Raw genomic sequence first — 21,535 nt, 5'->3', positions numbered from 1 at the left:
CGCGGTTCTCTAGTCCTTGCGTCCTACGAAGCCACTATGACCCCAACCCTTGACAACATGGTGCAGCTCACACTTAGATGCTCGAAGTTACGCAATCGTTTTTCTCGGCGACTGATCTACTGTCCACGAGTAGTGAGACAGAAACACAGGGCCCTCGGAAAAAGCGGCAACTCGACTATCAGTGCTCGAGGCACTTGGAGGAGCTGCGGGCCTTCTCGCATGCACCTTGGTGCAGCCACCGCAGGCACTCGCCCGTTCTGTGGAGATGGAAGCCCGTGCTCAGCCTGCGGCGAACCCCACTGCTGACACTGGCGCGAGCATTGTCGGCGTCCTGTAATCAGGAACGCCCGGCAACTTCGGCACTGACGAACCGAACCCCACCCGCACACACGAGATAAGACAGACATGGCCCAAACTGTTTATGACGTGACCACTTGGACCGGCGCCAGCGTGTCCCCGTATACCGATATCGGGAAGGTGATGAACGAATCGTCGCCGACATTAAGGCCACTCAGACAAGCCAGACCACCCGTCCGGGCGCGGTGATATACAGTCCACCCGGGCACTTCGATCTCAGAACCCGCGTGTTGATCGACATCAGCTACCTGCAAATAAAAGGCTCCGGGCACGGGTTCCTATCAGAAGCGATCCGCGATGAGAGCGACTCATCCCAGTGGGTGGAAACACTGCCAGGCGGCAGCCACATTCGTGTAATGAACACGGACGGGCACGGCGAAGCCTTCCTTATCGCTCGTTCCGGCAGTCCCGCAACTGTCGGGCGCCTCAACTCAGTTGAGTTTCGGGACTTTTGCATCGACGGAGTCGAAAGCTCTAAGCCGTACATTCCGGGAAACGGGAAGACCGGCATCCGCGCTCAAACCGACAATGACGCATTCCGGATCGAAGGATTGGGGTTCGTCTACCTCACGCACGCCATCATCCTCCGCGGCGCGGACGCCCCATACATAACCAACAACTTCATAGCCGAATGCGGTAGTTGCATCGAACTCCTTGGCGCTTGGCAGGTAATGCGCGTTACGAACAACTTCCTGATTAGTGCGTGGGCGGGTTCCGCGGTCTTCGCTGAGAACGCGGAGGGACTCCCCATCTCGGGCAACTCGATCCTTTGGTATGGCTCCGTGCGCTTAGTCAACAGCAAACGCTGCTCCGTCACTGCGAATAAGTTCGTCAGTTCCTGGCCGGGGATGGTGATTTTTGAACCTGGAAGCGAGGAGAACCTGATCTCAAGCAATCAGTTCTTGCGCACAGACACCGAAAGCTCTATCGACAACGGAAAGGACGACTACTTCGGCATGGTGCACCTCAACGGGAGTAACAACACCGTGAGCGCGAACCACTTCTCGTATCGGGTGGCTACGCAGTTCATTCGGCCATTATCTCGCGTCGAATAACATCGTGAGCAACGTGCCCTCCCGTATCGTTTTCGAGTACCACCTTTGACGAGCATGATGGTCGGCACCGCGCCTGCGGCCAACGGCGTCTTCCTGATGGAAGCAGTCTGGACGCGCTTCCTGCCGAGCATCAACCGGGCGTGGGACATCATTGCCTCCGGGGAGCTGGGAGAGGTGCAGTGGGTCCAGGCGGACCTGGGTTTCGTGTCCGGTTACGACCGGAACTCCCGCCTCTGGGATCCGGCTGCCGGCGGCGGCGCGCTGTTGGATCTTGCGGTCTACCCGCTGACGTGGGCGCTCGGAGCGCTGGGGGTTCCTACCGGCGTCGCGGCCCAGGCAACCCTCACTGACGACGGCGTGGACATGCGGAACGCCCTGACGCTTTCCTACGCGAACGGGGCAGTCGCCCAACTGCTCACATCGATTGTTGCCGCCTGCCCCGGCACCGCTACAGTGAGCGGAAACGCCGGATGGCTGACGGCCTCCACCCCACAGTGCAACCCTTCGAGCCTCACCATCACGACGGCGGACGGACGCTCCCGCGTCGAATCCTTCGGCCAGGTGGGAAGCAACTATGTGTACCAGCTGCGCGAAGTCACCCGGTGCATCCAGGACGGACTCACCGAAAGCCCCACCATGCCGTGGGCTGACTCGGTTGCCACGATGGAGCTTCTCGACGACGTGCGCGGGCAGCTCGGCATCCGGCACGGGAGCGACCACGTCACGGTGTAGTTCGCACGTTTCGCTGGAGCGGAATGGAGCGGCTATCGAGAGCTGACCGTGCGCGGGCCAATGCATCCGCCTCCGCACCGGCCACTTCGAGCGCCAGAATGCCCGCTCCCACGATCGGGGGAGCGGTCACCAAATGCAGGTGGGTGCGGGGTGCCTGCTCCTCCAGACCTGACCTGATCCTGGTGAGGAGCCGGCTGTCATTCGCAGCGAGGACCCCTCCGCCCAGAACGACCGGCACCGGAGCGTCCAGCAGATCGAGACGTCGAAGCGCAGTGACCGCCAGGACAACGATCTCATCGGCTTGGCGGTCAACCACTGATGCGGCGACGTCATCCCCGGCCGTCGAAGCTGTGAACAAAACGGGAGTGAGGTCCGCAACCGATCGCGCGGGGATTTTCCCGAGGTGGATGGCTTCGATGACTTCGCGCACGGAGGGCAGGTTGAAGGCCGCCGGAACCAGTTCGGTCAAGGATGTCCGTGGTCCCCTGCCGTCTTCTGACCTGGCCGCGTGCCACAGTGCAGCCGCGCCGAGGTCCCCTCCGCCGCCCCAGTCTCCGGACAGGAGGCCAAGCGCGGGAAATCGTGCCGTCCGGCCGTCAGCTCTCACTCCCACTGCGTTGATTCCGGTTCCACAGACAACCGCGACGGCATCCGGGCTGTCGGTTCCGGCCCTGAGGAGGGCAAAGAGGTCATTGTCGACGAACGCTCGTCTACCGCCTGCTCCTCCCGCCCAGTCATCTTCGGCGATGGCCGAGGAGAATTTCTCAATCTCGACCGGGAGGTCCATACCGGCGAGATAGACGTTTGTCTGCAGCAGCGGCCGGTTCCCGATAACCGCCATCGCCTCGGCAGCAAGCGCCCGGACCACCGCGACAGATGCGTCGAGGCCTACCGTCTGGGGATTCGCGCCACCGCCACGCGCGTGAAAGACCACCTCACCCTCAACCGAGAGCACTGCAAGGTCCGTCTTCGAACCGCCGCCGTCAACCGCTATAACAACAGGGCAGCCGGGCTGGTTCAACGGGCCCACGCCAGGTGCTCACGGTTGGCGGCAAGCAGTGCATCGGTGAGCTTCTCCGCCTTATCGAACTGGCCAACCAGCGGATGGGCGAGCATCGCCTTGAGCACCCGCTCCCTACCGCCGTGCAGTGCGGCGTCGAGGGCCAGCCGCTCGTAGGACGCCACGTGGCTGATCAACCCGGCTATCTCCTCCGGCAGCGTGCCGATCGGAGGCACAGCCAACCCACCGGACTGAATGACGGCAGGGACCTCGATCACGTGATCGTCCGGCAGGAAAGGCAGCGTGCCGTCATTGCGGACATTGACAACCTGAACATCGCCCCGCCCCGAGATCAGCGACGACATGAGGTCAACCGCTGCTTCGGAATAGAAGGCGCCGCCCCTCAGGGACAGTTCCTCCGGTTTGATGTCCAGCGCCGGGTCCGCGTACTTTCTCAGCAACGCATCCTCAACCTCCATGACAGCCTGCGCCCGGGATGGCTGGCTCAGCTGGTCCCGGAGCACCTCGTCGTGGACGTAGAAGTACCGCAAGTAGTAGGACGGCACAGCCTGCTGCAGGGACAACAAGGCGGGTGGTAGCTGCACCTCCCGCGCCACTTCCTCGAGATGTTCTCCGAGGATTCGGGGGAGGACGTTCACGGAGCCGCCATCCCTTTTCAGGTTGACGCCCAGTTCCCAGGTGAGGTGATTGAGACCCACATGATTCAGGGAAACGTTGCTGTAATCAGCGTCGAGGAGCGCTGCGAACCGACGCTGGAAACCGATGGCCACGTTGCACAGCCCCACGGCCCGGTGCCCGGCCTGGAGGAGTGCGCGCGTCACTATCCCGACCGGGTTGGTGAAATCGATGATCCAAGCATTCGGCTTCGCCTTCTCGCGGATGATTTCAGCGATTTGAAGTACCACAGGCACGGTCCGCAGCGCCTTGGCGAACCCGCCGGGGCCGGTGGTCTCCTGCCCCACACAGCAGGCTTCATGGGGAAACGTCTCGTCGCCATGGCGTGCGGCCTGCCCGCCGATGCGCAATTGCAGGAGAACGACGTCGGCGTCGCTGACCCCCTCTTCGACGCTGGAAGTGGTCCGAATCTTGCCGGAATGTCCCGCCCTGGAGAAGATGCGGCGGGAAAGACCTGATACCAGTTCGAGCCTCGACCCGTCGGGATCAACCAGCCAGAGCTCTTCGATGGGCAGCATCTCCCGGAGGCGGGCGAAGCCATCCACGAGCTCGGGCGTATAGGTCGACCCGCCCCCAACAACAGCAACTTTCATGGTCATCCCTTCCATGCGATGCGCGAGCTTCTGAACTCAATCCTCGCATTCAGTTCACCGGGGAAGCGGCTCGATATCATCCGGTGAACTGTCAGTTGCCAGGCGGGCGTGCGTCTCCACGTCGTAGCGTTCAACACCGTAACGCAGTTTCGAGCGCTCAACTCCCTCCGCCTGGAATCCGGCGCGCGTTGCCACCCGGCACGAGGCAGGGTTATTGACCCGGTGCCCCAGCTCCAACCGGAACAGGCTTTCGGAAAATGCCCATTCCGACGCCGCCGCGAGACCTCTGGTGATGAGTCCCCGTCCGCGGAACTCGGCGCTCATCCAGTAGGAGACCCAGGCCGTGCCGTGATTGAACTCCATTGAGCTGATGCCGACATCACCGACCGCTACGCCGTCGACCGCTACTGCGAAATGGCAGGCTGAAGCGCTTTCGACCGCCAGCCGGTTTTCGATGTACCGTCTGCAGGCGTCGTGGGTAGCGAGATCCTGCTGCCCGAATTGGATGCGTAAGTCATCGCTGCAAGCTACGGCGCGGTGGAGGGCGCCGGTGTCGTCGGGCGTCCAGCGCCGGAGGACTGCGCCTGTACTGTTCTGCACGTCTGGCACTCCTTGCCTGAGCTTGTCGGACCTGTTTCAGCGTAGCCGCGGGCACCACCGGCACCTCTTCACAAAGATAGCAAGCGTGCTTATGATCGTACGCATGGGCCCCTTCCATCGTGCTGGACCTGTTCCACTCATCAAAAGAACGCAGGAAAGGGGACTGATCATGACAACCGCACGAGACCGCAACTACCCTGAGGACCGGGTCGGCGAACTCGTCGAAGTGATTTCCTACTGATTCCTCCCAACAGGAGCAGGGGAGGAACTGAGCGAGGAGGAGCCAGACATGTCGATCGAAGACAATGAGCCGTTGACGGCAAATGATGCCGACCGGATTGAGCAGCAACAAGCAGTTGGTGAGGATTCCGTCGAGGACGTGAGCGAGCAGCCGCTTGAGGCGGGGGCCCGCGAAGCTAACGAGGCGGACGTCGTCGAACAGGCGCAGGCGGTTTACGGTGAGGACGATTATCCGCGCGGACCAGTGGGAGAAGAATCTGTCTGACAGGAGAAGCTACCGGTGAGTAGCACATGACGGTATGATGAAGTCCTCAACTGCCCAGGCGATCGCCGCGAGGCACTTCTTTGAACCGGCTGTCATCCTGTGATCGTCCCGGTCCATGTTCGCAAAGGATGATGGTTTTCTTGGAGGCATTTCCAGGAGCGCACCGGCCCCTCTATGAGGTGAAGGCGAACCTGTTCAAAGGCATGGCGCATCCCGTACGCGTGCGCGTTCTTGAAATACTCTCCGCGTCGCGGGACGTCTCAGTGACGGATCTTATGGCGGATATGGGCGTTGAAGCATCCCGCCTTTCCCAGCACCTTTCCGTGCTGCGGACGCACCACCTTGTTGTGTCCGAGCGGCGCGGCAGCCAGGTCTTTTACAGCTTGGCCTATCCGCGTGTCGCCGACCTGCTGGCGACGGCGAAGATGCTGTTGGGTGAGGTCCTTGAGTCTACGCAGCAGCAGTTGCGGGCTTCGGAGTGGGTTGCGCAGGAATCCGTCGAAGCCAGGGAGTCCCAGCAGTCCGCTCCCACACCGTAGCGAGACTTGCACCGTAGCGAGACTCGCACCGTAGCGAGACTCGCGCCGTAGCGAGATTAAGCGGTAGCGCGTTGCCGCACTTGCCGCGCCCGCGGCGCCCGTGCGGTTGTGGCAGGGTCTGAGCAATCCTGGATGTGTCCCATGGCGGCATGCTCACGGACGGCGGTTATGGCTGTTACCACGTCACCTTTGTGTCCGTACCCGGCTGAGGTTACGAGAATGCCGCCTCGCTCATCCATGAGGCGAAAGCGGTACAGCTTGTCGGCGTCCCTGAAAATTTCGAAGTTACCGGCCACGATTTCCTCCTCCGGCGCAGCGGCGCATCAGCGCGCCTGATGACTTTAGGATTTCATTAATTCGTAATATAAGAAAGCCGTGTGACGCCGGAGGAAACACTCCTCCGACCTTTTCCCAAGGTTTGAGGCTCTAGCGGTTGGTCCAGCCCTGCCGCGACAGCCAGTTTCCGCACAGCGCCGTCCACTGGTCAGGGCCCGATTCACCGCCGGCCAATCCCAGCCCGTGTGAGCCGTGAGGGAAGACGTGGACCTCGGCCGGCACGCAGTGCTCGATCAGCGCACGTGCATAGGCGAAGGTATTCTCCACGGGCACCGCGGCGTCGTCGGCCGTATGCCAGAGGAACGCCGGAGGCGTTGCGTCGGTAACGTTCAACTCCGGTGACATTTTTCGCAGCAGTTCCGACGACGGCGAGCGGCCCAGGAGGTTATCGATGCTCCCCTGATGCACAGCATCGGTAAAAGACACCACCGGGTAGCAGAGGATCGACAGGTCGGGGACGGCGGAGGGGACGTCAAGCGCTGGAGTCTTCGCGGACGTAGCTGTCGAGAGCGTGGCGGCAAGGTGTCCACCGGCTGAGAACCCCAGCACTCCTACCCGCCCGCCGTCCACGGCGATACCGTGATCCCCGCCCCGAATCCAGAGCATCGCTTCCTTGGCGTCGATCAGCGGCGCAGGATGTTGATGAGGTGCAACCCGGTATTGAAGGACGAATGCGTGGATGCCGAGCCCTGCGAGCCATTCGGCAACGGGCTCCCCCTCATGGTCAGATGTCTTGCCGTAGCCGCCTCCCGGAAGCACGAGGACCGCAGGAGCGCGAACATCGGCTCCATCCACGGCTGGGATTACTGTCAGGTTTGCGGGAGAGGGGCTCGGCATAGGTTCACCGTACCCAGTGGGGATACGGGCTCAGCCACTCCGCGCAATAAATGACGCCGCCGCGGGAGCCAGTGATGCACCAATCTCCAAAGGGCTGCGCTTGGCGCCCTTGACCGCGAAGGAGTGATCGGCGTCGGGCACGTACTGCAGCGTTGCCCGGTCGCCGAGCTTCGCGACCACCCGATTCAAGAGCTCCTTCCGCGCGAACGCGTCGTTGCTTCCCTGCAGGAAGAGCATCGGCATGTGAATGTGGACCAGGTGTTCGTCGCGGACCTTCTCCGGTTTTCCCGGCGGGTGCAACGGATAACCGAGAAAGATCAGCCCGGCGGCGTCCATCCCCTCCGCTGCTGCCATGGACGCCATTCGGCCGCCGAAGGACTTCCCACACGCCCACACCGGTCCCTCCCGCGTGCGCTCCTGCGCATGCGCCATCACTTCCCGCCAGGCAGCGATCGCCTTCGGAGGGCGGTCCGGGAATCGCCGACCCTGCTCCATATAGGGAAAATTGAAGCGCAAGGTGGCAAAGCCGGCGTTGTTCACGGCATTGCTGAAGCCGAGGAGGAAAGGGTGGTCCATGCCCGCACCGGCACCGTGGGCGATGATCACGGTTGCCGTCGGAGTGTCCGGCTGTTCGTAGGTGCAGGAGAAGTCAGCATCGTCAACGCGCAGGGTGAAGTGCTCGGAGGAGGACATCTGCCCATCATGCCGCAGGTCCACCTGTGCGGGTGCCGATCAACGCATACTGATGCCATGGGAACTCCGATCACCCGGGACCAGTTGCTGCAGCTCCGGCTCGCGCACCACTTCCCCGTGAGCGACGGCCGACCATCATCAGGATTGCCCGGCCCGGCCGGCGTGGTCGACAGGATGCTCGCAGTCCAGGCGCAGGACTTCGGCCAGGCGCTCTGGGCGGTCGGCTCGCGAGTCAATGGTTCCACTCGGCAACGAGTCCTCGCTGTCCTCGATAGTGCGGACGTGGTGCGGTCTGCGCCGGTGCGCGGCACACTCCACTTTGTGCGGCCGGCTGACCTCCGCTGGATGCTCGGACTGACGGCGGAGCGGATGATCAAGTCGGCGTCGCGGCGTCTGGCGGAACTCGACCTTGACCAGCGCACACTCCACCGGGCCCGGGATGTAGCCAGTGAGGCGCTCGCGGGCGGTATGGCGCTTAGTCGGGACGAGTTTCTGGATACCCTCGACAGGTCAGGGCTCTCCACCAGCGGGCAACGGGGTTACCACATCATCTGGTATCTGGCACAGACGCAACTGGTCTGCTGGGGGCCACCGGACCGGTCCCAGCAGGCGCTGGTGCTGCTTGATGATTGGGCTCCTGATGACAGCCCGCGGCCGGATCGGGAAGAGGCTCTGCGGTGGTTCGCCCTCCGGTACTTCACCGGGCACGGCCCGGCACGTCTGCAGGACTTCACCTGGTGGTCAAAGCTCACTCTCGCTGACGCGAAAGTTGGCCTGGCTCAGGCGCGCAGCGAGCTGGTGGAGTACGTCTACGACGGCGCGAGCTACTGGGCGCTGCCCGGCGTAACCGAGCCGGACCCGATGGCCGGAGGCGGGCTCCTGCTGGCTGGGTATGACGAGTACATCCTTGGCTACCAGGACCGCGCGCCATCACTTCCGCCCGAGTACGCCTCCCGCATCCAGCTGGCCAAGAACGGGGTGTTCAAGCCGGCACTTCTGCTGGACGGCCGCGCCGTAGGAACCTGGCGGAGAAATCCGCGGGACAACACGGCGGACATTGCCCCGTTTGCCGAGTCCGCAATCAGCGGCACCGAAGCGTTCGACGGCGCTATCACTGCTTATGAGCATTTTCTTGCCGATGAGCCGCACGCCAGAAAGCCGCGAGAACTCAACCGGACCCGAGGTTAGTCACCCGGACCAGTCTCCAGCCCTCCCAGCGCGGATCCCGGCAGACGTCGAAGACAAGGATGGGTGACGCCGGCCCCGTTTGTGCCCGGAACCGCCAGTACTGCTGTGTCATGATGCTGCCCTGGCCCATGATTCCCGAAGGGCCCGGCTCCCACCAGTTTCGGGAGCTTGTCCAGTGCATCGGGTCACCCAGAACCTGCCAGATGCCCGCCCTCCAACGAAGCGCGAGCGGCTCCCCGCGGGACGTGAAGCGGACGTCTGCCTCCTCATTGAGCGACCGCGACCCGGGCTGAACCTCGTCTACATGTTGCGCCGTCATTACCCTTCACCTTCTTCAGTGCCGGGTTTAAAAGTAGAACGTATTTTCGATTAAGTCACCCCGGTTAAAAGAACATGTCCGGACCAGGCAGGCCAGCAGCCTGTCCAGTCCGGACGTGTTCCCGATGAAGGGGTTAGTTCTCCTGCTCGCGCCGGTTCAACTCCAGGTTGACCTCCTCAAGACGCGCCTCGGTTTCCGGCTCCGGGAGGCCTTCTGCATACTCAGCCTCGAGCTCGCGGTGAATTCTGCTGTTGAGTACCTCGACCTCGACATCATCCAGCACGGTCAAGTCTTCTGGGAATGGGTCTTCGGGGGAAATCTTGTGGTTGGTTTCCATGGGTCACTTTCGCGCTCATTACGGTTCTCTGTCGAAGTGTAACCATGCTGTTGAGCGTTGCGCGAGATCGTATGACCGAACGCGCTGTTCACACGCACACCGGTACCTTCAGGACCGCACCGCAGTCAGCAGGTCCTTCTCCTCCACCAGCGGCACAGACAGCGATTTGTAACCGTGCTCCCCGAACAGGACCGTGATCACATCGTTCTCGTATCCCATCACGACGCCCTCGCCCCACTCGCCATGCCGCACGGTGCTCTGCAGCGGGAAGAGGTGCTTCTCGCCGTCGTCGTCAGTGTGCTCCGCCGACCGTCCGGAATCGCAGTTGTCGCACGCACCGCACAGGCCCTCGTGCTCCTCGCCGAAGTATCCGAGCAGGAACTTCCGCCTGCAACCGCGGTACTCCGCGTACTGCCGCGCCATTTCCACACGTGAACGGTCCACTTCCTGCCGCCGCTTCTGATGCTCGACGACATCGGCAATGACCTGCCCGGCATCCGTTGCCACCGCGCGGTACTTCCCGGAACGCTCACGAAGCGCTCCCACCTCAACCAGCTGGTTCAGGAGCCCGGAGAGCTTGCGCTGGGTCAGCCCGGTCGCTTCCCGGATTCCGGCGGCATCGAGTGCCCTTTCCGCTGCGCGCAAAGCGGCGAACAGCTGACGAAGGCCGTCCTCCTGCACATTCTTCGCAGCAAAGAACCGGCGGATCCCAAGATCCTCAGGGCGGTAGTGAAGCACGACGGCGGCCGGCTCGCCGTCCCGCCCGGCACGCCCCGCTTCCTGGTAGTAGCTGTCGAGGGAATCGGGGATGTCCGCGTGCACCACGAACCGCACATCCAGCTTGTCGATGCCCATCCCGAATGCGGTTGTTGCCACCATGACGTCCAGCTCACCGGCATGGAAGGCTTCATGCAGCGCGGTCCGCTCGGACTTCTTCCGCCCGGAGTGGTAGGCGTCAGCGCGCACTCCCGCACCCCGCAACTCCTGTGCGTACTGCTCCGTCTGCTTCCGGGTGGCGGCATAGAGCAGGCCCTGCCCCTCAAGGGAGGCCGCCTGCTCCAATACTGCGCGCTGCTTGTCGCGGTCGGACTCGTGCTGCTGCACGCTGAGGTGGAGGTTTGGCCGGTCGAAGCCCTCAGCGATCACGACGGCGTCCGTCAACTTCAGCCGCTCCTGAATCTCCTGCCGCATCGGGGGAGAGGCGGTGGCCGTCAGCGCGATGACCGGCCGTTTAAGACGCTCCACCAGCGAGCCGAGCTGGAGGTAGTCAGGCCGGAAATCATGCCCCCACGCGGAGACGCAGTGCGCCTCGTCGATCACCAGGAAGGACACGTCCAGCGCCGTCAGCCGGGCCGCTGTTTCCTCGCGCGCCAACTGCTCCGGCGCCAGGAACAGGAACTTGGCGCGGCGCTCCTCGTCCGGATCTTCTGCGGCTGCCCATGCCTCATCGATCTCGCTGTCCGTCGCGGTGGAGTTCAGGACATAGGCGCGGATTTCGCCGAGTGTCTCATTGATGGCCTCCGCCTGGTCACGCTGGAGGGCGATCAACGGCGAAACAACGACGGCGACACCCGGTGCTGCCATTGCAGCCACCTGATAGATGGCGGACTTTCCGTAACCGGTGGGAAGGACGCAGAGGAGGTTCCGGCCGCCGTCGGCTGCCTCCAGCGCCTTGCGCTGTCCGGGAAGGAGCGAGTCCCAGCCAAAGTGCTCCCGCGCGGTGGCTTCGAATTTTCTGCTCATTCGGCGGCCGCTGTAATGAGGGCAAGCAGCACTGAGTAGATCACCATACCCGCAAGGAACCAGGGAAAACTCGAGCCGCGGTTGGACGGCAGTTCCTCTTTGAAGACGTTCAAGAGCACAGAGCCTCCCAGCAGGGCGGTCAGAATGGCGACGACAACCGTGCTGGTCGGCGCAAACAGGGCTGACAGCAGCCAGCCGAGAAGGAGCGCGCCCGCCAAAACCACCCGGCCGCTGGCAGCGAAGCGGTGCGGATAGTTCTCCTCGAGGTGCCGGTCGGTGAGCACAAAGTGCAGGCCCATGGCGATGGCGAACAGGATTGCGAAGAGGTACCCCGTTTCAACGCGCAGCGCCATCGTGTACGTGATCAGCGCGTTGTAGAACGCGAACGCTCCGAGGTGCAGCCAGTAGACGCCGGCGGAATCCGGCCGTTTGCTGGTCCGCCGCGAGGTTGCCAGCCGGTCCAGCCCGTAGAACACGGTGAAGCCGGTAAGCGCAACGACGAAGATCCCCAGGTCAAACAGCGGCGTGACCTCGATGGTGTCCTCGAGCAGCTCGCCGATCGCCTCGTTACCCTCCGCGATTTCCGGGAGCAGGTGGAGGAAGACGTACGCAACGGCGAGTCCTCCCGCGAAGGAACCGGTCACGCTCTCCGGAACCAACGGCAGCTTCCGGATGCGCGGGGCGGCGAGGTGCAGTGCCGCCAGTACGAGTGCGATGACCAGCGAAGCGATCAGGGCCGCGGTGAAGGTCATGACTATCCAGCTTCCGCCTGGAGCTTACGGTTGCTGCGTTTGGTCACCACCGCACTGATGAAATACAGCACGACGCCGACACCCACCAGAATCGCCGCCCGCAGCCAGATCTCCGCTGACTGCTGGGTGAGAAGAAGGACGCACGAGGCAACGCCGAGGTAGGGAATCACCGTCGGAATGCGGAAGTGTTTGTGCTCGACCCGGTCCCGGCGGAGTACCAGTACCGCGATGTTCGTGCTGATGAAGACGAACAGGAGCAGCAGCACCACCGTCTCGGCCAGCGAGGCGAGGTCGCCGGTGAGGGTCAGGACCATGGCAACCGCCGTCGTCGCAATAATTGCTACCCACGGCGTGCGCCGGTTGGGCAGAACCTTGCCGAGCACCGGAGGAAGGAGACCTTCCTCGGCCATGCCGAAAGTCAACCGGCTCGCCATGATCATGGTCAGCAGAGCACCGTTTGCAACGGCTACGAGGGCGATCAGGCTGAACAGCCACGGCGGGATCCCGAAGCCGGTGGCGGTGACCACGTCGAGCAGGGGTGCGGTGGAGCCGGCCAGGTCGTCGGCGGGTAGCGCGGCAGCGGATACCAGCCCGATCAGCAGGTAGACGGCGCCCGCCGTCGCGAGGGCACCGAACAGGGCTTTCGGGTAGACGCGTGCCGGGTTCTGCACTTCCTCCGCGACATTAGCGGAGACCTCGAAGCCCACGAACGAGTAGTAGGCGATGAGGGACGCTCCCAGGACGGCAACGGCAGGGTTGGCGTTGGTCGGGAATTGGGAAATCTGCTCGGGGTTGCCGCCGCCCTGGCCGAGGAATACGGCAACCAGGACGATCACGAGCACCAACCCGGACACTTCGATGACGGTCATGACCACGTTGGAGCGCACGGATTCCTTGATGCCGCGCGCGTTCAGCAGTGCCAGCAGCGCGAGGAACACCACTGCCGCCCAGCCGGGTGGAACGGCGATGAAGGCGGAGAGGTAATCACCCGTGAATGCGAGGGTGAGCCCGGCCGCGCTGGTCACGCCTGCGGCGAGCATGCAGAATCCCACGACGAAGGAGATGAAGGGGGTTTTGTACGCCCGCTGCGCGAAGACGGCCGCTCCGCCCGCCTTGGGGTACTTGGTGACCAGCTCCGCGTAGGACCCGGCGGTGAGGAGGGCCAGCGCGAGTGCAACGATCAGCGGCACCCAGATCGCTCCGCCGACCTCGGCAGCGATGACACCCACCAGTGCATAGATGCCGGCGCCGAGCACGTCGCCGAGGATGAACAGGTAGAGCAGCTTGCCGGAGATGCCCTGGCGAAGTTTCGATGGAGCTGTTTCTGTGGTCATTCTCTCCCCCTCCTCAGATTGGTTCGGAGCCTGCGGGAGGCAGGTCCGGGTTCAGCGGTTCCATTCTTGGATCCTCATCGGTCCACACCTGCAGGACGGCCCAGGTGACGGCTGCGATCGGAACGGACAGCACGGCACCGATGATGCCGGCGAGGATGGTTCCTGCTGTCAGCGCGAGCAGAATCACCAGTGCATGGAGTCGCAGTGACTTCCCCATCACGATGGGCTGCAGGAGATCGCCTTCCAACTGGTTGACCGCGACGACGACGCCGACCACGATGAGCGCGACAATCGGCCCGTTGGCCACCAGCGCAACGAGGGCAGCCAGCACGCCGGCGAGGGTAGCCCCCACCAGCGGGATGAACGCACCGATGAACACGATCATGGCCAGCGGCAGGGCCAGCGGTACGCCGAGGATGAGCAGCGCGATGCCGATGGCCACCGCGTCAACGAGCGCGACGATTGCCGTTCCGCGGACGTAGCTGCCGAGTACCTCCAGGGTGCGGGCGCCTGAACGGCGCAATTTCTGCTCGCGCTCGCCCTTGAAGGGTCGGAGGAAAAACTCCCAGATCTTCTTGCCGTCCTTCAGGAAAAAGAAGAGGATCACGGCCATCAGGGTGGCGCCGGTGAGGAATTCAGCCACCACGGAAACACCGGAGATGGCGCCTGAGCGGAACTGGGCGCTGGTGGCGAAATCGATGATCGCGGTGCGCGCCTGGTCGAGCTGTTCCGGCGAAATAGGGAAGGGTCCGCTGGTCAGGAAGGCCTGCAGTTCGTCCAGGCCTTCGGTGGCCGCGGCAATCAGCTCATCGGCCTGGCTGCGGACCGAGAAAACGATGATGGTGATGACGCCGGAGATGGCGATCAGCAGGGCAAGGAAGGCGATGGCCGTGGCGAGTGCGCCGGGCACTCCGCGCCGGCGCAGCAGATTGACGAACGGCCCGATGGCGGCTGCGAGGATCAGCGCAATGATGACCGGAATCACGAGCAGCCGGATTTGGAGCAGCCCGTAGATGGCCACCACCGCAAGGGTCAGAATCAGCAGAATCTGCGCTGACCGGGAGGCGGTCCGGCCGAGACCGTCCGTCCAGGGGCTTGATCTGGTGCTGTGCAAGCGGGAGCCGGCCATAGGTTTCCCCTTCCCCGGAAGTATTCGATGTGCTGCGGGCAACTAAATGCTAAGCATACTGTGTAATTTCTGGAGGGACGTCAGCGCGGTGCTGCGGCAGCGGTAGGTCCGCACGTCCGCAGCAGGTGAAGCGGGGTCAGTACTCGATGCGGTTGGCCAGCTCGGCCCAGGCGCGGAAGGGGTTGGCACCGGAGGAGTCCGGAAGGACAAGCTGCCGGACCTGCATGGACCGTTCCTCCACAGGTTGAGTGAAGAAATCGTGGAAGCGGGCGTCGTCGAAGCCGGCCCTTGCAGCATCGTGCCGGTCTGCCGCGTACACAATTCCGTCAACGCGGGCCCAGAGCGCGGCGGACAGGCACAGGGGGCACGGTTCGCAGCTCGTGTAGAGCACGCACCCGCTCAAATCAAAGGTTCCGAGCGATGAACAGGCGTTGCGGATGGCCATCACTTCGGCATGGGCAGTGGGGTCATTATTCGCGGTCACGCGGTTGATTCCGTCAAACGGACGCCCATCACCGGTGACGATGACGGCTCCAAAGGGACCGCCGCCGTCGTGCACATTCCGGATTGCAAGATCGATGGCGCGGGCAAGGAACTGTTCCTCTCCAATGCTCATTCCCGAACCCTACACCCGGCAATTGACCTTGACGCAGCGTCAACCTATACCGTGAGGGAAAGGCGCAGGGAGGAGCACATGGACAGGTCGATTCAGGACGTCGCGCGGCTGGTCGGGACCACCAGCCGCACCCTGCGGCATTACGACCGGCTGGGCCTGCTGCCGCCGTCCAGGGTGGGCAGTAACGGCTACCGCTATTACGACGACGGCGCCCTGGTCCGGCTGCAGCGGATCCTCCTGCTGCGCGACCTCGGGCTGGGGCTTCCTGCGATCGCGGAGGTACTGGACAGGGAAGCGGAGCCTGCCCATGCGCTGCACAAGCACCTGGAGCTACTGAGGCAGGAACAGGAGCGGCTGGCGCGGCAGATCGCGTCGGTCTCGCTGACCATTAAACAACTGGAAGGAGGTGGACAACTGATGGCTGAGAACATGTTCAACGGCTTCGACCACACGCAGTACAAGGACGAGGTGGAGCAGCGGTGGGGCAAGGAGGCCTATGCCTCGGGGGACCGCTGGTGGACCGGCATGAGTGATGCTGAGCGAGCCGGTTGGAAGGCCCGGTCGGCGCAGCTCGGCGCTGACTGGACATCCGCTGCGGAGCAGGGTGTCGCGGCTGACAGCGCTGAGGCGCAGGAGTTGGCGCGGCGGCACTATGAGTGGCTTGCCGGCGTGCCCGGCCTGCCGTCGTCGGGCAGCGGGTCCTCGGGCAACGGGCCCTCGAAGGAGTACGTCACCGGACTCGGTGACATGTACGTCGCCGATGACCGCTTCGGCGCGAACTACGGCGGCCGGAAGGGCGCGGAGTTGGTGCGCGACGCGCTGAAGATCTTCGCCGGCCGCCACCTCTAGCGGCAGAGACGACGACGGCGGCACCCATCGTGGCGCCGTCGTCGTCCGTTGTTCCTTTGTCGGTGTGAATCCGTAAGGTGCAGATATGACGATTTCCGCTGCCGCTGACCGCGCATGGTCGGATGAGGCCATCCGGCGCATCGAGGCCGAGGGCAACCGGTCCGCTGACACCCACCTGCTTGCGCTGCCCCTGCCGGAGAGCTGGGGGATTGACGTTTACCTCAAGGACGAGTCGACGCACCGGACGGGAAGCCTGAAGCACCGCCTTGCCCGGTCGCTCTTCCTTTTCGGACTCGTGAACGGCTGGATCCGGGAGGGCGCCACCATTGTTGAGGCGTCCAGTGGATCCACTGCAGTTTCCGAGGCGTACTTTGCGCAGCTGCTCGGGCTGCCGTTTGTTGCGGTGATGACCCGTTCCACCAGTCCCGAAAAGATTGCGCTGATCGAGCAGTATGGAGGAACGTGCTCCTTCGTTGACGGTGCCTCGGAAGTGTATGCGGCAGCCGAGCGCATTGCGGCGGAGACCGGCGGCCATTACATGGACCAGTTCACCTACGCGGAACGTGCCACGGACTGGCGCGGCAACAACAACATCGCCGAATCGATTTTCCGGCAGATGGAACACGAGAGGTTCCCTGTCCCCGAGTGGGTGGTGGTCGGTGCAGGAACCGGCGGCACCAGCGCCACCATCGGCCGGTACCTGCGGTACAACCGCTACCCCACGCGGCTTGCCGTGGTGGACCCGGAAAACTCGGCTTTCTATCCCACCTGGGCGGAAGGGGTCGCCGCTGTCGGGAAGCCGTCGAGGATCGAGGGGATCGGCCGTCCAAGGCCGGAGCCGAGCTTCATTCCCTCCGTGATTGACGCGATGATCCAGGTCCCCGATGCCGCCTCGGTAGCCGCTTCGCGGCACCTGCGCGCCTGGACGGGTATCTCGGCCGGTCCGTCCACCGGGACCAACCTGTGGGGAGTGTGGAAGCTCGTCGCCGAACTGAAGGCAGCGGGTCAGCAGGGGAGTATCGTTTCCCTTCTCTGCGACTCGGGTGAGCGTTATGCGTGTTCTTATAACGACGACGCCTGGTTGGCGACGCGCGGACTGGATCCGGAGCCTGCGCTCGGGCTGCTGGAGGATTTTTTCGAAACCGGGGAGTGGCCGGTTGCCACGATGAGGAGTGTCAGGTGAACCAGCTGTTGAGGGTCCAGAATTTCGGTGTGTCCAGCGACGGCTTCGGAGCCGGTGAGAACCAGAGCCTGGAAAGGCCGTGGCCCGTGGCAGAACGAGGACTGGCAGGGCTGGTGGGGTAACGAACCGCCCTTTCATACTCCAGTGTTCGTGATGACCCACCATGAGCGGCCATCCTTCGCCCTTTCCGACACCACGTTCCATTTCACCGGCGCTGATCCGGCAACGGTGCTGGCCGAAGCGCGGAAGGCAGCCAACGGCAAGGACGTCAGGCTGGGCGGCGGCGCGACCACCATCCGGGAGTTTCTCGACGCTGATCTCGTGGATACGTTGCATGTAGCTGTCTCGCCGGTTGAACTCGGCGGCGGGTCGCGCTTGTGGGAATCGCCCGATGACCTGCTGGACCGCTTCCATGTCGACGTCGTTCCCAGCGCCAGCGGCGTAACCCATCACCTGTTCTGGCGGCGCTGAACCCTGGCCCGTGGACGTCCGCCCATCGAACGTCACCCGCGGTTGTACCCTGAAATACCAGGGAAATACAGGAGCGTGGCATGTCAACGGATAAAAACTCCCGGGCGCGGGAGGCCGCTGACACCGCAGAAGAGGTGTCGGACCATGCAGTGCTCGACGCCGTCGCGCGTTTCGGGTTCGCGGTTCTCGCCGTCGTCCATATCCTCATCGGCATCATTGCCTTGCAGATCGCGTCCGGGGGAAGCGGCGAGGCTGAGCCGACCGGTGCGCTGGAACAGTTGGCTGGTGGAACGTCCGGCCCGTGGGTCATGTGGGCCTGCGCGATCGGGTGCCTCGGACTCGCCGCCTGGCAATTGAGCGAAGCGACCCTGCGCGCCCGCCACCTGCCCACCGGGGAACGGGTCTCCAAGACAATATCTTCCGGATCACTGAGCATTATCTACGGCAGCATGGCCTTCACCTTCGCCCGGTTCGCCTTCGGCGGCGAAGTCGATTCGAGCGAATCCACTCGCGATTTCACCGCCGCGATGATGGGCTCGCCCTTCGGAGTCTTCGTGATCCTTGCCGTAGGCGGCACCGTCTTCGGCATTGGTGTCTACTTTGTCTTCAAGGGGCTCGCGCGCAAGTTCCGGCCTGAGCTTCGGCACTTCGAAGACACGCACCGCGGGGCCCTCATCGAGGTGCTGGGCGTCATCGGGCACGTTGCGAAAGGGATTGCCCTCATCCTGGTGGGCATCCTGTTCGGCGCCGCCGTGATCACCCATGACCCCAGCCGGTCCACCGGACTCGATGGAAGCCTGAAAGCGCTGACGGACCATCCCTTCGGCGATGCGCTGCTGGTCCTCATTGCCGTGGGTCTTATCTGCTACGGCATTTTTGCGCTGGTGCGGGCGAAGTTCGGGCGGATGTAGCCCCCACCCGTTTCTGGAACTTTTGCGCAGGTCCGGCGACTTCGAAGGGGGCGGAAGCCACCGGATCTGCACGAAAGTTGCCGGGGTTGGACGCCTGGACGAGGTAACTCTGTTCGCTAGCGCAACTTCCAGTTAAGGTTGGCGGATGGGGAAATCCGGGGGACACACACTTGCCCGATTAGTCACTGCGGCAGCGTGGGGCGGGGCAGCGCTCATTCTTAGCTCGTGTTCGGCTATATCCGCCGCGGTGGGCGAGGAATCGAAAGACACTACCGAGGTTGTGGCGAGTGCACCCGAGGCGTCCACGGCGCCGTTGGATCTCGGACTTGATCCCGCGGACGTCATCCAGGAAGGCGCGGGTGATTCCACCACGCTGGGAACCATCGGTTGGCCGGACACCGAGCTTCCCGTGGGCGAGTACCTCGTCCACGCCCAGTGCCGCGGAACGGACCGGCTGACCTTCTCCTACACCACTCAATCTCGCAGCGAGGGCATGACCGGCTTCGCGTGCGGCGGGCCCACCTGGTTCAACGTGTCTGTGCCGGAGCCCGGCTACTTCATCACCTTCAGCGGGGACCCGGCCGCTGCCGCCGGCGTGGAGTACATCTTCGCTGTGGCTGAACAACCGAAGTAGGCCGAGTCGCCACGGATAGAGTGGCGTTGTGGATACCGACACTCTCCTGAATGCCCTGCTGGTTCTCGTCTTCGTGCTGATAGGCGGCGTTTTCGCAGGCACCGAGATGGCCATCGTCAATCTTCGCGAGGGCCAGATCAAGCGCATCGAGGAGTCCGGGCCCAGCGGCATGAGGACAGCCAAACTGGTTCGCAACCCGAATCTTTTTCTCTCCGCTGTGCAGATCGGCGTCACGCTTGCAGGATTTTTCTCGTCGGCCTACGGCGCCTCGACTCTTGCCCCCGATCTCGCGCCGCTGCTCATCAACATCGGCATACCGGACGGCACTGCCGACACGGTTGCCCTGATTCTGATGACCCTGGTCATCGCCTACCTGTCCCTCGTCCTGGGTGAGCTCGCTCCCAAACGACTGGCCATGCAGCGCGCCGTCGGCTTCACGAGGGTCCTGGCGCCTCCGCTCAACATGTTCGCGCGAGTGATGCGCCCCGTGATCTGGCTGCTCTCGGTGTCCACCAACTTCGTCGTAAAGCTCGTCGGCGGGGATCCGAATGCCACCACCGAGGAGTACACCGCCGCGGAACTGCGGCAGCTGGTTCAGGAGACCCCGGATCTGCGGAGGGAACACCGTCAGATTCTCTCTGACGCTTTCAGCGTCGGAGAACGCCTGATTGACGAGGTGAAGCGACCGCGCACTGACGTTGAATTCCTCGCTGAGACCATGCCGTTAAGTGAAGCTGCTGCGGCAATCCGTGACCTTCCCTACACGCGATACCCGGTGTACCGGGAGTCCATCGACGACGTCGTTGGTTTCATTCATATCCGCGACCTCCTCAGCCACGAAGGATCGGGCGGTGATGCCATAGCGTCGATTACCCGGCCGATCCTCGCTGTGCCGGGTTCGAACCGAATTCTGCCCACACTCAGCCAAATGCGTGGAGGAGGGCACCACATAGCCCTCGTCGTCGATGAATACGGAGGCACTGACGGTATTGCCACACTTGAGGACCTCCTCGAGGAACTCGTCGGTGAAATCTATGACGAGTATGACGACGAGAAGGTTGACGCATCCGCGCGGCACACGCTCAGCGACGGTGGCAGCGTCGTGCTGGACGGCGGTCTGATCATCGAAGAGGCTTCCGAGGAGATCGGCGCGGACCTTCCCGACGACGGCCAATATGAGACGCTTGCCGGCCTGGTTCTTGACCGGCTTGGCAGAATGCCGAAGACCGGCGATAGCGTAGAAATCGAGGGACTGCGTTTCGAAGCTGCGGAGATGGCGAGCCATCGGATCGAACGTGTCCGTGTCACCCGTAGTGAAGCGCCCGACGAGTCCAACGGTCCATCAGAGGGCTCCTAGGGAACGCCAACCGCTGTGCGGACATTGCGCCGCACGGGCACGGTGAGGACTGCAAGGCTCGCAATCACGAGTCCGACGCCGATCCATCCTGCCGCCGGCAGCCTTTCACCCACAATGACGACGGCGAGCATCGCCGCCACGACCGGTTCCGCCAAGGACAGCGTGGTCGCCGTGCTTGCCATGACCCGCGCGAGGCCGAGCCCGAAGAAGACGTAGCCCAGGAACATGGGCACCAGCGCCATGTAGGCGCCGACGGCAAAGTTGTGCCAGGACTCAAGCAGCGGCGCGCCGGTGAGGAAAAGCACCGGCATCAACAACACACCGCCCGCCCCGAAGATCGCACCCATTGCAACCCCGGAACGCACGCCCCGCTGCATAGTCCGGTGTGCCGCCCACGAGTACAGCGCGTACGTGACCCCGGCGAGCAGCCCCAGCAAAATCCCGGCAGTGGTGTTGCCTGCACCCGTGTTCTTCGCCGGCTCCACGAAGGTAAGCAGCACTACTCCCACCAACCCGACGCCGGCACCCACCGCCCAGCGCCGCGTCAACCGGTGCCCGTCAATGACGCGTTCGATGACCGCCGACGCGATGGGCGCCGAGCCGATCGAAATGACGGTACCCACGGCAACACCGGCCAACCGCATGGAGCTGTAGAAGGCGAGGGGGTACACAGCTACGGCGACTCCGCCGAGCGCGATGGTGGGCCACCGCCGTCGTAATTCGTGGCGGGCGCGGACCAGCCCCGGTCCGGCGAGGGCTGCCTGAAGCA

At 63.5% G+C, this 21,535-nt stretch carries 26 protein-coding genes; 12 read left to right on the top strand and 14 right to left on the bottom strand.

Translation table 11 applies throughout. From position 1 onward, the window contains the following. Nucleotides 1-434 precede the first annotated feature (434 nt). Together P4U43_RS03650 and P4U43_RS03645 are read left to right on the top strand one after the other, a co-directional pair. A complete protein-coding gene (locus P4U43_RS03650) occupies nucleotides 435-1,412 on the top strand; it encodes a NosD domain-containing protein (protein ID WP_277357493.1) in 978 nt (325 codons plus the stop codon). Nucleotides 1,413-1,466: 54 nt separating this feature from the next. Further along, nucleotides 1,467-2,144, top strand: coding sequence for a Gfo/Idh/MocA family protein (locus P4U43_RS03645; protein ID WP_404800697.1), 678 nt, complete (start codon nucleotides 1,467-1,469; stop codon nucleotides 2,142-2,144). Here P4U43_RS03645 and P4U43_RS03640 read toward each other — a convergent pair. Genes P4U43_RS03640 through P4U43_RS03630 form a run of 3 tightly spaced genes read right to left on the bottom strand, consistent with a single transcriptional unit; the run spans nucleotide 2,134 to nucleotide 5,033 of the window. Further along, entirely contained in the window at nucleotides 2,134-3,174 is a 1,041-nt protein-coding gene (locus P4U43_RS03640) for an N-acetylglucosamine kinase (RefSeq protein WP_277357491.1), read from the bottom strand. The two genes, P4U43_RS03645 and P4U43_RS03640, sit on opposite strands and share 11 nt — an antisense overlap. Beyond that, complete coding sequence (locus P4U43_RS03635; protein WP_277357490.1) at nucleotides 3,162-4,439, bottom strand: 6-phospho-beta-glucosidase; 1,278 nt, start codon at nucleotides 4,437-4,439, stop codon at nucleotides 3,162-3,164. The genes P4U43_RS03640 and P4U43_RS03635 overlap by 13 nt, the downstream gene beginning before the upstream one ends. Before the next feature lie 48 nt (nucleotides 4,440-4,487). Further along, entirely contained in the window at nucleotides 4,488-5,033 is a 546-nt protein-coding gene (locus P4U43_RS03630) for a GNAT family N-acetyltransferase (protein WP_277357489.1), read from the bottom strand. Between the two features lie 289 nt (nucleotides 5,034-5,322). Here P4U43_RS03630 and P4U43_RS03625 point away from each other — a divergent pair, with 289 nt between their 5' ends. Both P4U43_RS03625 and P4U43_RS03620 read left to right on the top strand, forming a co-directional pair. After that, entirely contained in the window at nucleotides 5,323-5,538 is a 216-nt protein-coding gene (locus tag P4U43_RS03625; RefSeq protein ID WP_277357488.1) for a hypothetical protein, read from the top strand. A gap of 140 nt (nucleotides 5,539-5,678) precedes the next feature. Continuing rightward, nucleotides 5,679-6,077, top strand: a complete 399-nt coding sequence (locus P4U43_RS03620) for an ArsR/SmtB family transcription factor (protein WP_277357487.1) — start codon at nucleotides 5,679-5,681, stop codon at nucleotides 6,075-6,077. A 56-nt stretch (nucleotides 6,078-6,133) separates the two neighbouring features. Here the strand turns inward: P4U43_RS03620 and P4U43_RS03615 are convergent, their stop codons facing one another. The 3 genes from P4U43_RS03615 to P4U43_RS03605 form a co-directional block, all read right to left on the bottom strand. Further along, the gene (locus tag P4U43_RS03615) at nucleotides 6,134-6,373 is read right to left on the bottom strand and encodes a YegP family protein (protein WP_277357486.1); all 240 of its coding nucleotides are present in this window, start codon (nucleotides 6,371-6,373) and stop codon (nucleotides 6,134-6,136) included. A 130-nt stretch (nucleotides 6,374-6,503) separates the two neighbouring features. Beyond that, nucleotides 6,504-7,250, bottom strand: a complete 747-nt coding sequence (locus P4U43_RS03610) for an alpha/beta hydrolase (RefSeq protein WP_277357485.1) — start codon at nucleotides 7,248-7,250, stop codon at nucleotides 6,504-6,506. 30 nt (nucleotides 7,251-7,280) lie between these two features. Then, the gene (locus P4U43_RS03605) at nucleotides 7,281-7,943 is read right to left on the bottom strand and encodes an alpha/beta hydrolase family protein (protein WP_277357484.1); all 663 of its coding nucleotides are present in this window, start codon (nucleotides 7,941-7,943) and stop codon (nucleotides 7,281-7,283) included. Between the two features lie 57 nt (nucleotides 7,944-8,000). On the opposite strand from P4U43_RS03605, the gene P4U43_RS03600 reads away from it, so the two are divergent. Then, nucleotides 8,001-9,131: a winged helix DNA-binding domain-containing protein gene (locus P4U43_RS03600; RefSeq protein WP_277357483.1), complete on the top strand. Its 1,131-nt coding sequence runs from the start codon at nucleotides 8,001-8,003 to the stop codon at nucleotides 9,129-9,131. On the opposite strand, the gene P4U43_RS03595 is transcribed toward P4U43_RS03600, so the two are convergent. The 7 genes from P4U43_RS03595 to P4U43_RS03565 form a co-directional block, all read right to left on the bottom strand. Further along, on the bottom strand, nucleotides 9,112-9,450 hold the full coding sequence (locus tag P4U43_RS03595) for a hypothetical protein (RefSeq protein WP_056545215.1): 339 nt from the start codon (nucleotides 9,448-9,450) through the stop codon (nucleotides 9,112-9,114). The genes P4U43_RS03600 and P4U43_RS03595 overlap by 20 nt on opposite strands. Before the next feature lie 133 nt (nucleotides 9,451-9,583). Further along, nucleotides 9,584-9,787, bottom strand: coding sequence for a hypothetical protein (locus P4U43_RS03590; protein ID WP_056545214.1), 204 nt, complete (start codon nucleotides 9,785-9,787; stop codon nucleotides 9,584-9,586). A gap of 108 nt (nucleotides 9,788-9,895) precedes the next feature. Next, entirely contained in the window at nucleotides 9,896-11,530 is a 1,635-nt protein-coding gene (locus P4U43_RS03585; protein ID WP_277357482.1) for a RecQ family ATP-dependent DNA helicase, read from the bottom strand. After that, nucleotides 11,527-12,282 carry a ZIP family transporter gene (locus tag P4U43_RS03580; protein ID WP_277357481.1) on the bottom strand — a complete coding sequence of 252 codons (756 nt, stop codon included), beginning with the start codon at nucleotides 12,280-12,282 and terminating at the stop codon, nucleotides 11,527-11,529. Before P4U43_RS03580 ends, P4U43_RS03585 begins: the two co-directional genes overlap by 4 nt. A 2-nt stretch (nucleotides 12,283-12,284) precedes the next feature. Beyond that, complete coding sequence (locus tag P4U43_RS03575; RefSeq protein ID WP_277357480.1) at nucleotides 12,285-13,616, bottom strand: APC family permease; 1,332 nt, start codon at nucleotides 13,614-13,616, stop codon at nucleotides 12,285-12,287. Between the two features lie 13 nt (nucleotides 13,617-13,629). Beyond that, nucleotides 13,630-14,745, bottom strand: coding sequence for an AI-2E family transporter (locus P4U43_RS03570; protein ID WP_277357479.1), 1,116 nt, complete (start codon nucleotides 14,743-14,745; stop codon nucleotides 13,630-13,632). 136 nt (nucleotides 14,746-14,881) lie between these two features. Then, complete coding sequence (locus P4U43_RS03565; protein ID WP_277357478.1) at nucleotides 14,882-15,361, bottom strand: nucleoside deaminase; 480 nt, start codon at nucleotides 15,359-15,361, stop codon at nucleotides 14,882-14,884. 78 nt (nucleotides 15,362-15,439) lie between these two features. On the opposite strand from P4U43_RS03565, the gene P4U43_RS03560 reads away from it, so the two are divergent. The 7 genes from P4U43_RS03560 (at nucleotide 15,440) to P4U43_RS03530 (ending at nucleotide 20,766) form a co-directional block, all read left to right on the top strand. After that, entirely contained in the window at nucleotides 15,440-16,210 is a 771-nt protein-coding gene (locus tag P4U43_RS03560) for a MerR family transcriptional regulator (protein ID WP_277357477.1), read from the top strand. Nucleotides 16,211-16,295: 85 nt separating this feature from the next. Beyond that, the gene (locus P4U43_RS03555; RefSeq protein WP_277357476.1) at nucleotides 16,296-17,393 is read left to right on the top strand and encodes a PLP-dependent cysteine synthase family protein; all 1,098 of its coding nucleotides are present in this window, start codon (nucleotides 16,296-16,298) and stop codon (nucleotides 17,391-17,393) included. Continuing rightward, nucleotides 17,390-17,515: a hypothetical protein gene (locus P4U43_RS03550; protein ID WP_277357475.1), complete on the top strand. Its 126-nt coding sequence runs from the start codon at nucleotides 17,390-17,392 to the stop codon at nucleotides 17,513-17,515. The genes P4U43_RS03555 and P4U43_RS03550 overlap by 4 nt, the downstream gene beginning before the upstream one ends. Nucleotides 17,516-17,546: 31 nt before the next feature. Next, on the top strand, nucleotides 17,547-17,864 hold the full coding sequence (locus P4U43_RS03545; RefSeq protein WP_277357474.1) for a dihydrofolate reductase family protein: 318 nt from the start codon (nucleotides 17,547-17,549) through the stop codon (nucleotides 17,862-17,864). 80 nt (nucleotides 17,865-17,944) lie between these two features. After that, nucleotides 17,945-18,775, top strand: coding sequence for a DUF1206 domain-containing protein (locus P4U43_RS03540; protein WP_277357473.1), 831 nt, complete (start codon nucleotides 17,945-17,947; stop codon nucleotides 18,773-18,775). Between the two features lie 145 nt (nucleotides 18,776-18,920). Next, nucleotides 18,921-19,409 carry a hypothetical protein gene (locus tag P4U43_RS03535; RefSeq protein ID WP_277357472.1) on the top strand — a complete coding sequence of 163 codons (489 nt, stop codon included), beginning with the start codon at nucleotides 18,921-18,923 and terminating at the stop codon, nucleotides 19,407-19,409. Nucleotides 19,410-19,437: 28 nt separating this feature from the next. Next, a complete protein-coding gene (locus P4U43_RS03530) occupies nucleotides 19,438-20,766 on the top strand; it encodes a hemolysin family protein (protein ID WP_277357471.1) in 1,329 nt (442 codons plus the stop codon). Here the strand turns inward: P4U43_RS03530 and P4U43_RS03525 are convergent. Next, nucleotides 20,763-21,535, bottom strand: a 773-nt coding sequence (locus P4U43_RS03525) for a DMT family transporter (protein ID WP_277357470.1), incomplete at its 5' end; no start/stop codon positions are given. The two genes, P4U43_RS03530 and P4U43_RS03525, sit on opposite strands and share 4 nt — an antisense overlap.

Source organism: Arthrobacter vasquezii (genome assembly GCF_029455255.1).
GTDB classification, from domain to species: Bacteria; Actinomycetota; Actinomycetes; order Actinomycetales; family Micrococcaceae; genus Arthrobacter_D; species Arthrobacter_D parietis.
This window is presented reverse-complemented; position numbering and strand designations above follow the sequence as displayed.